Raw genomic sequence first — 14,427 nt, 5'->3', positions numbered from 1 at the left:
TTAAGAATTAGCTTGTAGTAGAATTTAAGCTCTACCACAAAACTAATATCTTTTAAGTTTTACCAGCTTTATTTACTTGTGCATTTGCTACTAGGCTTGGTGTATTTACCATTGCGGTGATTGTTGCTTGACTCCAATGCGTTAACCAAGATGGTTGGATGCCGAAAATCACAATTAAGACAGCTAAGATAAATGCAGGAATGCGATCGCTCCAATAAACTCGTGGCAGATTGGTAACTTGTGCAGATAACCGCCCAAAAAAGGCGCGATTGAGAAGAATTAAGAAGTAAACAGCAGTTAAACCTGTACCCAGCATTGATAACAGGGTTTGTACTGGAAAAACCTCGAAACTGCCTCGAAAAATAATAAATTCGGAAATAAAACCTACCATTCCCGGTATCCCAGCACTAGCCATGACTCCCAAAACTATCAAGGTGCCGATCACGGGCATACCCCGTTCTGGGTTCAGCAGTCCGCGAAGAACATCTAAATCACGGCTACCAGCTTTTTTATAGACAACTCCCACCAGTAAAAACATCATGGCAGAAATCAAGCCGTGGCTAATCATTTGCATGACAGCACCTAATACGCTTAGAGGTGTAGCTGCTGCTGCTGCTAACAAAATATAGCCCATATGTCCGATAGAACTGTAGGCTACCATTTTTTTCATATCAGTTTGAGCGATCGCACAAGATGCACCAAACAATACGCTAATTACTGCCCATGTTGCTAAAGTCGGTGCTATATATTCCCACGCTGCCGGCAACAAGTTCATTCCAAATCTGAGTAAACCGTAAGTTCCTAATTTCAACAATACCCCAGCTAATAAAACAGAAATTGGTGTAGAAGCTTCGACGTGGGCATCAGGCAACCAAGTATGAAAGGGAACCAGGGGAATTTTAATTCCAAAACCTATCAAAATGCCTACCAGTAGTAATAATTGAGTCGCTAAAGGTAGATTATGGGCGTTGATTGTTGCTAGTCCAAAGCTTGGAGAATCGCTTAACCAAACCATCCCCAGAAAACTAGCTAAAATCAAGATTCCCGAAACTGCTGTATAAATCAGAAACTTGGTAGCTGCATAACCACGCTTTGCGCCACCCCAAATTGCAATTAGCAGATATAGGGGAATTAGTTCTAACTCATAAAACAGGAAAAATAATAATAAATCCTGTGCCAAAAATGCTCCTATCACCCCAGTACTCAGGAGTAGGATTAACGAGTAATAAAATCTAGGACGCTGAAGAGATTCATCGCTACTGTAGATGGCAATGGCAGTCAAAAGTCCATTTAACAATAATAATGGCAATGATAAACCATCTATTCCTAGATTATAGTTTAATCCCAAGGCTTCTATCCAAGGTAAAGATTCAGAAAATTGTATCCCGACTTCCTCTGAATGAAACTGAATCGCCAGGAAAATTGTCCATAAGAAAATCATTACAGACACGGACAAAGCCATTGCACGGGACACTTTCCCATTGATAGGATAGGGATAGAAACCGATCAAGGCGGCACCAAGTAAAGGCAGCAAAATCAACGTACTCAGCATCATAAGCAGTTCAAGAAATGGGAATGGAGGGACGAAGAAGGGGGAGATGAAAAGAACTCCTTACTCTTAACTGTTTACTTGGTACTCGATACTCGGTACTCGGTAGCAGTTCAAGAAATGGGAATGGGGAGACGAAGAAGATGGGTATGAAGGGGGAGATGAAGAGAACTCCTTACTCTTAACTGTTTACTCGGTACTCGATACTCGGTACTCGGTACTATTAAAAAGGTAATTTATCAAGTAAGCCTAATGACCAACTAATAAAGAAACCAAGGACGCTAATCACTACGAGAATGGTCAGCATATAGGCTTGAGATTGACCAGAAATGCTGTACTTTAAACTTTGACCACTAAAAATGGCAGCAAAACCGACTAAGTTTACGAAACCATCGACTAAATAGCGATCGCTCCAAGAAGAAATCTTTGATAACAGAGCAACAGCACTGACGATGGTGAGACGATAAACTCTGTCAATATAAAAATCGTAACCAAGTAAATCTTGAATAAATCTCCATGCCAGAATCCTGGATCTTGACCAAGCTTTATGTAGGTACATTGTTGCACCAATACCCACCCCCAGTACAGTAGAAGTTAGCAAAGCTAATACCACATACCAATCAATACTTTCCCATCCTGGCAATAAGTACCATTGCTGTAGCATGAGGGGTAATAGTAGGGTCAATATCGTCAATGTCACCATTGGGAAGGCCATCTGCCAGCCAACTTCGGGGGCGCGGCGAGTCTTCTGTTGGGGTTCTCCCCAAAAGATTAAGCGGAAAACCCTGGTCAAATTCAATGCTGTCAACCCATTGACTAATATTAAAACCACAATTACCCAAGGATTAACTTTCACCAAGCCATCAGCCCAAGCCAGCATTGCCCAAAAGCTACCCAGAGGTAATAGTGTCACTAGACCAGCTGAACCAACGACATAGGCTGTGGTAGTGGCTGGCATCCGTGACCATAAACCACCCATTTCTGTTAAATCTTGAGTTTGGGTAGTGTAGATGATAGATCCGGAACTCATGAATAATAATGCTTTGGCGATCGCATGAGTCAACAGCAACATCAAAGCTACACCTCCTTGCTGTAAACCCACAGCCAAAAATACCAACCCCATGTAGGCACTTGTAGAATGAGATAAAGCCCGTTTAATATCAATTTGCGCGATTGACACCAAGGTTGCACCTAATGCCGTCACTGTACCCATCACGACTAAAGCATTTAGTGCCACTGGTGAGAGTGCTAATAAGGGTTGAATTTTGTACAACACATAAGCACCACCTGCAACTACTAAAGAGTTCCGCATCACCGAAGCTGGGTTAGGCCCTTCCATTGCCTCATCTAACCACAGGTGTAGGGGAAACTGAGCGCACTTACCAGCAGGCCCAGCAATCAAAGCAACCCCCAGTAATGTTGATGTTAATGGACTTAAATGAGCAGTTTGCGCCCACTCATACAAATCGGAAAAGTTTAAACTACCAGCTTGGGTGGAAAGGGCAACTACACCCATCAGTAATAATAAATCTCCCACCCGTTTGGTTAAAAACGCATCCCGTGCTGCTGTTACTACCAATGGTTGAGCATACCAAAAACCAACTAGCAAGTAGGTGGAAAGGGTGAGAACTTCCAACAAGGCATAGCTGAGAAACAGAGAATCACTGATCGCTAAACCACTCAAGGCCGCCTCAAAAAATCCCAGTAGTCCAAAAAAACGTGCGATCGACCAGTCCTTTTCCATGTAACCCAAGGCATAAATTTGAGCTAACAGACTCAATCCTGTGATTAAAACTATTGCACCAATACTGATCGGCGACAGTTCTAAAGCAAATGTTAAGTTAAAATCCGCAGCTTGGAACCAAGTGATTACTAAAGTTTCTGGATCTCTATCCCAGATATTTTGAAATACAAACAGGCTATGGACGAAAGCTACTAAAGTCGTCAACAAGTTGAAGTAGGCCGCAGGTCTTGGACCTGTTCTTTGAATTATTCCTATGCTCCAAGGCAAGGTGAAAACTGCCCCTAGTAAGCTATAAAAAGGTACAAACCAACTTGTAAAAAATAGAAACTCATTCATTTAGATTTTCCTTAGACGACTCAGCTTTTAGTTTCTTAGACACCCTAAAAACAATTCTTTGCTTAAAAACGTTAATTTTGAAAAAATCAGGTTTCTTTTAACTATTTTCCAAATAAACTTTAAGCAGCATTTTTACTTTAATGTGCGCTATTTAATGGCAGTTAAATATCAGTTTACAGATTTAACAGCATTTACTTGCCTTTACTAATCATCCGGGTAGAAATTTATATTTCTACTTGGTGCAAAGAATTTTATAGTTTATATTTAAAAAAGTTATATATTTTTCATTTAATACCTGTGCAAATAGCAAAAATTGAGGAAAGACCGAGACGGTAGAATATACAGCCTCTGCTCAATCCTGACCAGATATGGTTAGCCCTGGTTATGAATGTGATTTTCTAAATGTAATAAAGAAATTATAAAGCATAAGCGGTCGCTCTAGGAAACCGTGAACTTTGATCAAATTTAGGAGTGTATTAAGTTTTGTTAAGTTTTCTAAAACTTTTTTATTACAAACTATTATAGTAATTTATGTTGCCAGGGATGCCAAGGTTTTATATGCTTAATTTTAGAAGTATTTTCTTCCCTCAAGATAAGCATCCCCGTCAAAAATTTCAACCCATAGTACTAATTGATTAAATTTTTAGGAGTTCTGCGATGCCAATTGCAGTTGGAATGATTGAGACTAAAGGCTTTCCAGCAGTAGTAGAAGCTGCTGATGCGATGGTGAAAGCAGCCCGTGTAACTTTGGTAGGATATGAGAAAATCGGTAGTGCGCGTGTTACCGTAATAGTCCGGGGTGATGTATCTGAAGTACAAGCCTCAGTAGCAGCTGGAGTTGACGCAGCCAGAAGAGTAAATGGCGGAGAAGTGTTGTCTACTCACATCATTGCTCGTCCTCACGAAAACCTGGAATACGTCTTACCAATTCGTTACACAGAAGCAGTAGAACAGTTCCGCACTTAATAAAGTGTTTAAACAAAGCGATTAACGGTGTTGCTTGCTTGAGTGGAAATTTAGGCTTGTCGGAAAACTTGATTTAAGGATTTACAATAATGTCAATTGCAGTGGGAATGGTTGAAACGCTGGGCTTTCCAGCAGTAGTGGAAGCTGCTGATGCAATGGTGAAAGCTGCTCGCGTTACCTTAGTAGGCTATGAAAAAATCGGTAGTGGTCGGGTGACAGTCATCGTTCGTGGTGACGTTTCCGAAGTACAAGCTTCAGTAGCAGCTGGAGTTGAAAATGTGAAGCGAGTCAACGGTGGACAAGTGCTGTCTACACACATCATTGCTCGTCCTCACGAAAACTTGGAATACGTTCTACCAATTCGTTATACAGAAGATGTAGAGCAGTTCCGGGAAGGTGTAAACGCGATTCGTCCTTTCGGCAGAAGACCATAATTTAGAATGCAAATTGCCAAAGTTCGTGGCACAGTAGTTAGCACGCAAAAAGATCCAAGTCTTAGAGGTGTCAAACTACTGCTGTTGCAATTAGTAGATGAAGACGGAAAACTCCTGCCAGAATATGAGGTAGCAGCCGATAATGTCGGAGCAGGAGTGGAAGAGTGGGTGCTGTTTAGTCGTAATGGTGCCGCTCGTCAAGTTCTTGGCAATGAACAACGTCCGTTAGATGCAGCAGTAGTGGCGATAATAGATACTGTATATGTTGAAGATCGCCTCCTTTACAGCAAAAAAGACCAAATATAGATAGTCAGGAAACAGGGAACAGGGAACAGGAAGCGAGAATAAACTATTGCCTATTGCCTTTTTCCACTGATAACTGAATCACTGACAAAAAGCTTATTTCAGGAGGAATCTCGCGATGGCAGTCCGCAGCACGGCGGCCCCCCAACCCCGTGGTCTAGGAGTTTAGCTGAACCCGATATCCATAAAACCGCATTTGTACACTCTTCTTCTCTCATTATTGGGGATGTACACCTGGGTCAAAATGTGATTATTGCTCCAGGGACTTCGATTAGAGCAGATGAAGGAACACCTTTTTTTATTGGTGAAAATACTAATATTCAAGATGGTGTAGTAATTCATGGGTTGGAGCAAGGCCGAGTAATTGGTGATGATGGTCAAGAATACTCGGTATGGATTGGTAGCAATGCTTCAATTACCCACATGGCGCTCATTCATGGGCCAGCATACATTGGTGACAGTTGCTTTATTGGCTTTCGCTCCACGGTATTTAATGCCAGGGTAGGGGCTGGTTGCATCGTCATGATGCACGCTTTAATCCAAGATGTAGAAATTCCCCCAGGTAAATACGTAGCCTCTGGCTCGATAATTACTACGCAGCAGCAAGCTGACCGCTTGCCAGATGTCCAAGCTCAAGATGAGGAATTTGCTCACCACGTTGTGGGGATTAACCAGGCTTTGCGGACTGGTTATCGCTGTGCGGAGGATCTTAAGTGTATTACCCCAATTCGGGATGAGCTTAATCTGGCTGGGGCTAAATCTTATACAAGAAGTATTGTTGTTGAAGAGTTGGAAAGGAGTAGTGAAGTGGCAAGCAAATTGGGTGCAGAAACAGTAGAACACGTGCGTTATTTACTAAATCAAGGTTATAAAATCGGCACGGAACATGTAGATCAAAGACGTTTTCGCACAGGTTCTTGGCAAAGCTGCCAGCCGATTGAAACTAGGTCTTTAGGAGAAGCGATCGCAGCATTAGAATCTTGTCTAATAGACCACAGTGGAGAGTATGTGCGTTTGTTCGGCATTGATAGCGGTAGAAAACGGGTCTTAGAAACCATCATTCAACGTCCAGATGGTGTAGTTGCAGGTACATCTAGTATTAAAACTCCTGCGGCTACATCTTTCAAGAGCTACAACGGCAATGGCAACGGGAATGGTAACGGTGCTGTGGCTATTGGTGGACTCAGTGCTGAAACTGTTAACCAAATTCGCCAACTCTTGGCTAATGGTTACAAAATTGGTACAGAACACGTAAATGAGCGTCGTTTCCGTACAGGTACTTGGGAAAGTTGTAACCCCATTGAAGCAACCTCAGCTAATGATGTAGTTGCCGCTTTGGAAGAATGCATGGTTAACCACCAAGGCGAATATGTGCGTTTAATTGGCATTGACAGCAAAGCCAAACGTCGGGTACTAGAAACAATTATCCAGCGTCCTAACGGTCAAGAAGTATCTTCAGGTGGTGCTAAAACAGCAGTAGCTGCCAATTATGGTGGTCGAACTGCAACTGCAACTGCAACCAGCACTCGCTTGAGTACGGAAGTAATAGACCAGCTGAGACAGTTGTTAACCGGTGGGTTTAAGATTAGTGTTGAACACGTAGATCAAAGACGTTTCCGAACAGGTACTTGGGCAAGCTGCGGTCAGATTCAGGCTACATCTGAACGAGATGCGATCGCAGCCTTAGAAGCTATCATTTCTGAATATGCAGGTGAATATGTACGCTTGATTGGTATTGATTCCGCAGCTAAACGCCGCGTGTTGGAAGCAATTATCCAACGTCCATAGGAGGCAGGAGGCAGGAGGCAGGAGGCAGAAGGCAGAAGGCAGGAGGTAAATATTTCTCCCCATCTCCCCATTTCCCCATCTCTCCATTTCCCCACCTCCCCACCTCCCTATCTCAAATTAATTCTCAATATTCATTGTTCCGGCTTCCGAGGTAATAAATTCCATGTCTGTGCCGTTGCTTCGCCTCAGCGACAATTTTGATACGTATATCAGTGGCGAGGTGAATATTCATAAGAGCGCGGTACTTGCTCCAGGAGTAATACTCCAAGCAGCTACCAACAGTAAAATTATTATTGGTCCTGGGGTCTGTATTGGCATGGGGTCAATTCTCCAGGTTAATGAGGGTATTCTAGAAGTAGAAGCAGGAGTGAATCTGGGAGCCGGTTTTTTGATGGTTGGTCAAGGCAAAATCGGTGCTAATGCTTGTATTGGTGCAGCAACGACAGTATTCAACTGTTCTGTCGCACCGGGAGAAGTGGTTGCACCTGGGTCGCTTTTGGGAGACACCAGTCGCCAAGTTAAAGAAACCCAACAAATTGAACCATCCATTAATAATTCCACTGCTACAAAAGTTGGAGAAGAAAAGCAAGAAGAAAAAGTAATTTCTTCGACTCATTTTTCAGCTTCAGCCTTTGTGGAGTTCCAACACCAGTCGAATACTGTTTCTCAGCCTTCTCCGACTCCCAAAAGCCAATCTCCCCCAGTTGAGGAACAGGCTCAAGTTGCTGAATCTCACCAAGAAGAACCTAATACCCCAGAATCTGCCGAAATTAGTAATTCAGAAGCAGCACTCGGCCAAGCTGAAACTGAAGCTAATAATACTTTTGGCACTCAAATTTACGGACAAGGTAGCATCAATAGGCTATTGATCACATTGTTTCCCCATAGACAATCCTTGAACGACAAACACTCTGACAATTCCTTGTAGTAAGTGTTAATTGTTAAGTGGAGAGTTTTGTGAGTATCCTGGAGAATTCATGATGGAAACATCTAATCAACGGTCTCTTACCACTATCCAGCCATCACGTCGCCGTCATCGAGACAACTTCAAGGATACTGCCTTGGGTTTAGTATCTACTCTTAGCTTTCCAGCAATAGTTGGAACAGCTGACATGATGTTGAAATCGGCCGGGGTTCACTTGGTTGGATATGAAAAAATAGGTAGTGGTCACTGCACAGCAATTATCCGGGGTGGTATTGCTGATGTTCGATTGGCTGTGGAAGCTGGCGTACAAACTGCTGAACAATTTGGTCAGTTGGTTTCTAGTTTGGTGATTCCCAGACCTTATCCCAACCTTGATATTGTGTTGCCGATTACTAACCGCATTAGCAAATTGATGGAGGAAGGCAGTTATAGCCGATTGAGTAATCAAGCAATTGGTTTAGTGGAAACGCGGGGTTTTCCGGCAATGGTAGGCGCTTGTGATGCCATGCTCAAATCTGCTGATGTTCATTTGGCAGCTTATGAAAAAATTGGTGCGGGTTTGTGTACAGCTATTATTCGTGGTTCTGTGGCTAATGTGGCCGTAGCCGTAGAAGCGGGAATGTTTGAGGCTGAACGCATTGGGGAATTAAACGCGGTGATGGTAATTCCTCGTCCTTTGGATGAAATGGAGCTAACCTTACCGATCGCAAGTTGTTGGATAGAAGAACGTGAACCGTTAAATATCCCCTTGAATATCAGGGATAAAATTGTAGATGCGGAAGCTGTGGAATTGCCAGATTTAGCCAGGTTGCCTGTCAAAATTAAGGAAGAACTATGGAACGATGAATGATGAATTCTAAATAATAAATTATTCAATATTCAGCATTCATCTTGAGTTGGAAGGCATTTTGTCATTTGCTTGTTTTCTGATGATAACTTCTTCACTCCATAAGTCCAATACCGCACTTCTGATAGCGAGCATAGACTTTTGTCTATACTTAGACTCATAACTTGGTATGTGTGCCATTACATAATTGGCTAGTGTTAGGCAATACTGAAATATATGTCTACGAATTGCTATTTAGAGGAGAATCACCTTGAACCAAGCGACGCTGCACCAGTTGAAGGTGTTCGAGGCCGCTGCACGGCACGGTAGCTTTACCCGTGCTGCTGAAGAATTATTTCTCACCCAACCCACCGTATCAATGCAAATCAAGCAGCTGACAAAATCGGTAGGGTTGCCATTATTTGAGCAGGTGGGGAAACGGTTATTTTTGACAGAAGCGGGACGGGAGTTATTTGCTACTTGTCGCCAGATTTTTGAAACTATCAGCCAATTTGAAATGACGGTGGCAGATTTAAAAGGGCTGAAACAAGGTCAATTACGATTGGCTGTGATCACTACGGCTAAATATATTATTCCCCGTTTGTTGGGGCCTTTTTGTCAACTTTATCCGGGAATTGATATATCGCTCCAAGTTACGAATCATGAACGGATTTTGGAACGTATGATTGGTAATTTGGATGATTTGTATATTATGAGCCAAGTTCCAGATCATCTGGATATCAATTTCGAGCCTTTTTTAGAAAATCCTTTGGTAGTTTTTGCACCTGCTAATCATCCTTTGGCAAAGGAAAAAAATATTCCTATAGAACGGTTAGGAGAAGAACCTTTTATTATGCGTGAACCTGGTTCGGGTACACGTCGCGCTGTGCAGAGTCTCTTTGACGAACATGGGGTAAAGGTAAAAGTGAAATTGGAATTGGGTAGTAATGAAGCAATTAAACAAGCAATAGCTGGAGGTTTGGGAATTTCGGTTTTATCTCGTCATACTTTATTGACAGATGCTCATGAATTCAGCATTTTGGATGTGCAGAATTTTCCCATTAAACGCACTTGGTATATCGTTTACCCAGCAGGTAAGCAGTTATCTATTGTTGCACGTACTTATTATGAGTATCTGCTAGAGGCGGCAAAAAAGATTGTAGCGCAAAACCTTACCCCTCTAAGTATTACGGTTGATAAATTTCCAGAATAAACTTTACATCCAAATTTTCCTGTCCGCTTGACGGTGCAACCTCAAACCATTGACAATGAACTAACAGAAACATGAAACCAGTGAACAGTTATCTAGAATCACGGTGAGGAATTTAACTCCAAACGATGAAACTGATAACTGATAACTGATAAATTTATAACTGTTAAACATGAGGCAAAACTGGTAGTGGTGAACCCGGAAATATCATCTTGGCGCAAAACAGTACAAAGCCAAATTGTTGCTGTCACAGTCTATGGTGACAAAGCTTTAGTGACAAGAAGAGGTGTCATATCTTTTACAGGACAAGAACGGGAGTTACTAATTACACCATTGCCTGTAACTCTGGAAACTGAGTCTGTGCGGGTAAGTGGTGCTGGTACGGTAGGAGTGCGGTTACTGGGGGTGAGTTGCGATCGCATTTACACTACTGAACCAGTGGCGGAAAGAGTGGCGCAGTTGACAAGACAAATTCAACAACTAGAAGCAGAAAAACGCCATTTACAAGCCCAAATAGATGCCTTGGCATTGCAATCTCATTTTATTGCCGGCTTGGGTGAAAAGACCGAAGAACCCTTTGCTCAGAGCCTATCTAGGAAAAATTTGAGTTTGAGTGAAACATTGGATTTTCTCAACTTTATTGGTAGTCAGTATAGCGAATATGCGATCGCTTCTGGGGAATGTAAAACCCAACAGCAAGAAATAGAAAAGCAATTACAATCACTCCGCACTGCATTACAAAAAATCCAAACACCCCACCCTAAAGAAAGCTTAAACGTAATTATAGGTATAGAAGTTGGGGGAGAAGGTGAATTTGAGCTAGAGATGTCTTATTTGGTAAATCGTGCTAATTGGAAACCCTTTTATGACTTGCGGGTAGATAGCCTCAGCAAGACTCTACATTTAAGCTATTTGGCAGAAGTTACCCAAAGTACAGGGGAAGATTGGCTAGATGTAGCTCTTACTCTTTCTACCGCTAAACCGGGATTAGGTACACTACCACCTAAATTAAAACCCTGGTATATTGACACTCCACGTATACGCACAGATGATACTCTGACTATGCAGCGTTCCATGTCTCCTCCTCCTGCTATGGCAATACTTTTACCTACTCCAAGTAGTATGTCAAAACCGGTAAAAGAGGAAGATGAAGAAAATTTTATTGACGCAGAAATAGTTGTTACTGAAGTATCTAAACAAGGAAGTGTCGTTACTTTTAAATTGAATAGTGGTGGTAATATTCCTAGTGATGGCGCACCTCATAAAATAACGATTTGGCAAGGTGATTATCCTTGTGATTTCAATTATGTAGGAATGCCTCGTTTAGTTAGTTTTGCTTATTTGCAAGCTACTATAAAAAATAGTCCTAATGGTGCAACTTTATTACCAGGAAAAGCAAATATTTTTCGTGACACTATTTTTGTTGGTGCAACTCAATTAGAAAATATTGCTCCAGGACAAGAACTTAAAATTAATTTAGGTATAGATGAAGGTTTAAAAGTTGAGCGTGATTTAGTTGAACGTCAGGTAGATAAGAAACTGATGAGTAGTCAACGCAGAGTTACCTATGCTTATCGAGTTGTAATTACTAACTTGTTAAATCAAGAAGCACATTTGAAATTAACTGAACAATTACCCGTTAGTCGTAATGAACAAATTAAGGTTCGGCTAAGTCGTTCTCAGCCACAAATTCAATTAGGTGAAATGGGAATTTTGGAATGGGATATTGTGCTTGCACCACAGGAACAACAAGAAGTATATTATCAGTTCACTGTTGAACATCCACCTGAGTTAACGGTGTTGGGTTTGGATATTTAAATTGGTGATTGGGTATGATCACACTACTACGGCAATTAAAATATTATTTCTTTTTTTGCAGTGGAATTAACTAAACGTGAGTTTGACATAAGATAATTTGTGGAAAACTCGCCACAAGTAGGAGTCTCAAACCCTTATTCTCTCGCCCTTAAAAATCATAACTCCGTTCGCGTAGCATCTCCGTTCGGCGAAGCCGTGCCGTAGGCATAGGAGAAACTCCTAACACCGAACTCACGTTAACTAAACATCTGCAAAAACGTCTTCAAATCATTCAAGGTAGGATGTTCAAAGTCCCAAATCCAAGTTTTTTCATTCATTGCCGACTTAAAACTACATTTACGCTCCGCTTGCTTTTTGTCATTTTTTGAGCAAGTATCAAATCTTAGGTATATGGAAACCCAGAATTTATCAAAGTCCTTAATCTTTATTTCTTTACCATGACTGTTCAAGCAATCTTTCCAACTTTCTAAACAATCAGCATAAAATGAATTTTGGCTCTTAATCATTTTTAGAACTGTTTCTAGTTCTCCTTTTCTATCAACATTTGTAAAGTAACAAGCCAGATGGATATTAATATCATCGAAAGTTATATTTACAAATTTATTGACTTCTGCGAGTGACTTTGTTCCTGGAAAAACTTCTTGAAGACACTCATTAATAAAATTAATTCTCTCATTTTCTTCGTTATCATCAATATCAATAACAATACCTACCCTTTCAATCTCACCCTTTTCTATATCTGCTTTTAAGGAATTGAGAGCAGCTATTAGTTTTTTAGCATTTAATCCCTCCATTGATTTATAATCATCCTCTGAAATAATAATTGGAGGTGTAGGTTCTATAGATTCAACTTCTATATTGCAATTGAGGTGACGAATAATTGCCTGTAAAAAATATTTATCATTATTGCTTTCTACAATCAATTTATTACTACTCACCTCTCACCTCCTTATTATGACTTATTCCATACTCTAAAGTATCTAAATCTCGTCTTATAGCAACTATTTTGCTTGTTTTAACATTTCTTGTTAGCTCAAAATGAGCAGCTAAATTATGATAATTTGATCCAGCTTTTATAAAAGCTTCAATCATTTCTAAACTATGTGTTGTTGCAAATATTTGTACATTTAATTCATTAGCTAACTTGTAAATAATATTCCAGAAAGCAGCTTGGTTAGAGTGATGAATACCATTTTCTATTTCATCAATCAGCAAAATACTATTTTCGTTATTCACAATCCTTAAAATAATATCAGCAATGCGATTTATTGCATCACCAAACAATGATAAAGGCAATCTGGTTTCTCCTTTTCTCGTAACAGAAAGATTTGGTTCACCAATACTAAAGCTTTCTACCTTAATAATAGAAGAATCAATACTCTGAAAAGCTCTTAGAAGTTCATTATCTCTCTCATTTAAACGAGCTTTATCAAATTCTTCTGTTAATTCTCTACTAGTAACTCTCAAGAAGGAGGGAATTAAGAAAGCATGATTTATGTCAGGAACTTTGATATCTCTAGCTATGATACCCTTCGCACTAGAAATGATTAATGTTTCAAAAGATTCACCATCATTAATCCTTGTTTTCAAGTGCATTACAGATAATAGAGACTGACTACTTGAAAAAAGACTGATAAGTTTTTCATGATCATCATTATTATCCTGTTGATAGGTATCTTCTAAATTTTGTACAGATTCATCAACAAATAATTCAACTTTTTTTGAATCCCCTTTTTCAAGAGTAGCTTTAATCATTAGGGTGCTATTCTTATTTTCTTGATAAAAGAAGTTGTTCCAGGTTCTTTCCGGTAAAGCTCTACTCAACTTTGACGATTCTCTTCTTACTTGTCGCAACAAAAAAATAGTATCTGGTCTTGGTGTACTATTGAGGAATAATGCTTCTAACAATGCAGTTTTACCAACATTATTTTTCCCACTAATTAAATTAATTTTCTCAAAACCGGATACTTTTAAATTCTCGAAACATCTAAAATTTTTAATCTCAATATTCTTAATCACTGTAACCTCCAGATAAAAATATACTCACTTACATTGCTTAGAGAAATCCACAAAAAAGATGATCCAATCTTGTGGGATGGGCATCTTGCCCGTCCTTGTATTATTAGCAGGCAAGATGCCCGCACCACAAGAAATTTTGGGATATTTTTTTAATTGGAGAACTCTTAATAAAATGTATCCATATTCGATCTTCTTTCACTTTTGTCTAATGAATTAGTAATTTTGGATGCGTAGCCTGCTATAAGAGATTACTAATCTTGTAGTCAAGGAAATTGAGATACTATTTTCATCCTTTTTACACTTCAGTTGGGAAGAAAATTTTGATCTAAGATTTGTTCTATAGATTGAAATTCATGCTCTTGTAATTTTTTTATCGTGGTTTCTAGCCATAAATAATAATCTTGTTCGTATAAAGTTGCTTGAGTTTGAAGTTTCATAGCGGTTTATACTTTAAAATATAACCTTCTTCTGGCATTGAGCTTATTCTATAATCATAATATCATCAGTAA

Annotated in this window: 12 protein-coding genes and 1 pseudogene; 8 read left to right on the top strand and 5 right to left on the bottom strand. The window is 40.1% G+C overall.

The genetic code is table 11. The features are described 5' to 3' along the window. Positions 1–52: 52 nt before the first annotated feature. On the bottom strand, positions 53–1,552 hold the full coding sequence (locus AC012T_RS07675) for an NADH-quinone oxidoreductase subunit M (RefSeq protein WP_487066503.1): 1,500 nt from the start codon (positions 1,550–1,552) through the stop codon (positions 53–55). Between the two features lie 220 nt (positions 1,553–1,772). Beyond that, the gene (locus AC012T_RS07670) at positions 1,773–3,629 is read right to left on the bottom strand and encodes an NAD(P)H-quinone oxidoreductase subunit F (RefSeq protein WP_487064517.1); all 1,857 of its coding nucleotides are present in this window, start codon (positions 3,627–3,629) and stop codon (positions 1,773–1,775) included. 657 nt (positions 3,630–4,286) lie between these two features. Here AC012T_RS07670 and AC012T_RS07665 point away from each other — a divergent pair. The 8 genes and pseudogenes from AC012T_RS07665 to AC012T_RS07630 all read left to right on the top strand — a co-directional run bounded on the left by AC012T_RS07665 (position 4,287) and on the right by AC012T_RS07630 (position 11,899). After that, positions 4,287–4,595 carry a carbon dioxide-concentrating mechanism protein CcmK gene (locus AC012T_RS07665; RefSeq protein WP_015212739.1) on the top strand — a complete coding sequence of 103 codons (309 nt, stop codon included), beginning with the start codon at positions 4,287–4,289 and terminating at the stop codon, positions 4,593–4,595. 89 nt (positions 4,596–4,684) lie between these two features. Then, the gene (locus AC012T_RS07660; protein ID WP_015212738.1) at positions 4,685–5,029 is read left to right on the top strand and encodes a carbon dioxide-concentrating mechanism protein CcmK; all 345 of its coding nucleotides are present in this window, start codon (positions 4,685–4,687) and stop codon (positions 5,027–5,029) included. A 6-nt stretch (positions 5,030–5,035) separates the two neighbouring features. Then, complete coding sequence (gene ccmL / locus AC012T_RS07655; protein ID WP_487064514.1) at positions 5,036–5,335, top strand: beta-carboxysome shell vertex protein CcmL; 300 nt, start codon at positions 5,036–5,038, stop codon at positions 5,333–5,335. Positions 5,336–5,450: 115 nt separating this feature from the next. Next, positions 5,451–7,120 (top strand): annotated as a pseudogene (gene ccmM, locus AC012T_RS07650) (beta-carboxysome scaffolding protein CcmM). Positions 7,121–7,283: 163 nt separating this feature from the next. Then, on the top strand, positions 7,284–8,048 hold the full coding sequence (gene ccmN / locus AC012T_RS07645) for a beta-carboxysome scaffolding protein CcmN (RefSeq protein WP_487064512.1): 765 nt from the start codon (positions 7,284–7,286) through the stop codon (positions 8,046–8,048). Positions 8,049–8,100: 52 nt separating this feature from the next. Further along, a complete protein-coding gene (gene ccmO / locus AC012T_RS07640; RefSeq protein ID WP_015212734.1) occupies positions 8,101–8,895 on the top strand; it encodes a beta-carboxysome assembly protein CcmO in 795 nt (264 codons plus the stop codon). A gap of 247 nt (positions 8,896–9,142) precedes the next feature. Continuing rightward, positions 9,143–10,084 (top strand): LysR substrate-binding domain-containing protein, encoded by a 942-nt coding sequence (locus AC012T_RS07635; protein ID WP_487064510.1) that lies wholly within the window; start codon positions 9,143–9,145, stop codon positions 10,082–10,084. A gap of 186 nt (positions 10,085–10,270) precedes the next feature. After that, positions 10,271–11,899 carry a mucoidy inhibitor MuiA family protein gene (locus tag AC012T_RS07630; RefSeq protein ID WP_487064508.1) on the top strand — a complete coding sequence of 543 codons (1,629 nt, stop codon included), beginning with the start codon at positions 10,271–10,273 and terminating at the stop codon, positions 11,897–11,899. Positions 11,900–12,135: 236 nt separating this feature from the next. Here AC012T_RS07630 and AC012T_RS07625 read toward each other — a convergent pair whose 3' ends face one another. The 3 genes from AC012T_RS07625 to AC012T_RS07615 all read right to left on the bottom strand — a co-directional run bounded on the left by AC012T_RS07625 (position 12,136) and on the right by AC012T_RS07615 (position 14,355). Then, complete coding sequence (locus tag AC012T_RS07625) at positions 12,136–12,837, bottom strand: DUF3226 domain-containing protein (RefSeq protein ID WP_487064506.1); 702 nt, start codon at positions 12,835–12,837, stop codon at positions 12,136–12,138. Then, positions 12,830–13,918, bottom strand: a complete 1,089-nt coding sequence (locus AC012T_RS07620; RefSeq protein ID WP_487064504.1) for an AAA family ATPase — start codon at positions 13,916–13,918, stop codon at positions 12,830–12,832. Before AC012T_RS07620 ends, AC012T_RS07625 begins: the two co-directional genes overlap by 8 nt. A gap of 302 nt (positions 13,919–14,220) precedes the next feature. Next, complete coding sequence (locus AC012T_RS07615) at positions 14,221–14,355, bottom strand: DUF29 family protein (RefSeq protein WP_487064502.1); 135 nt, start codon at positions 14,353–14,355, stop codon at positions 14,221–14,223. Positions 14,356–14,427: the final 72 nt, after the last annotated feature.

The sequence above is a fragment of the Anabaena sp. EIM26 genome, from assembly GCF_057568715.1.
This window is presented reverse-complemented; position numbering and strand designations above follow the sequence as displayed.

Coding starts and splice junctions, on each gene's coding strand:
- AC012T_RS07675 (WP_487066503.1), bottom strand. CDS start 1,552: ATGCTGAGTACGTTGATTTTGCTGCCTTTACTTGGTGCCGCCTTGATC.
- AC012T_RS07670 (WP_487064517.1), bottom strand. CDS start 3,629: ATGAATGAGTTTCTATTTTTTACAAGTTGGTTTGTACCTTTTTATAGC.
- AC012T_RS07665 (WP_015212739.1), top strand. CDS start 4,287: ATGCCAATTGCAGTTGGAATGATTGAGACTAAAGGCTTTCCAGCAGTA.
- AC012T_RS07660 (WP_015212738.1), top strand. CDS start 4,685: ATGTCAATTGCAGTGGGAATGGTTGAAACGCTGGGCTTTCCAGCAGTA.
- ccmL (WP_487064514.1), top strand. CDS start 5,036: ATGCAAATTGCCAAAGTTCGTGGCACAGTAGTTAGCACGCAAAAAGAT.
- ccmN (WP_487064512.1), top strand. CDS start 7,284: ATGTCTGTGCCGTTGCTTCGCCTCAGCGACAATTTTGATACGTATATC.
- ccmO (WP_015212734.1), top strand. CDS start 8,101: ATGGAAACATCTAATCAACGGTCTCTTACCACTATCCAGCCATCACGT.
- AC012T_RS07615 (WP_487064502.1), bottom strand. CDS start 14,355: ATGAAACTTCAAACTCAAGCAACTTTATACGAACAAGATTATTATTTA.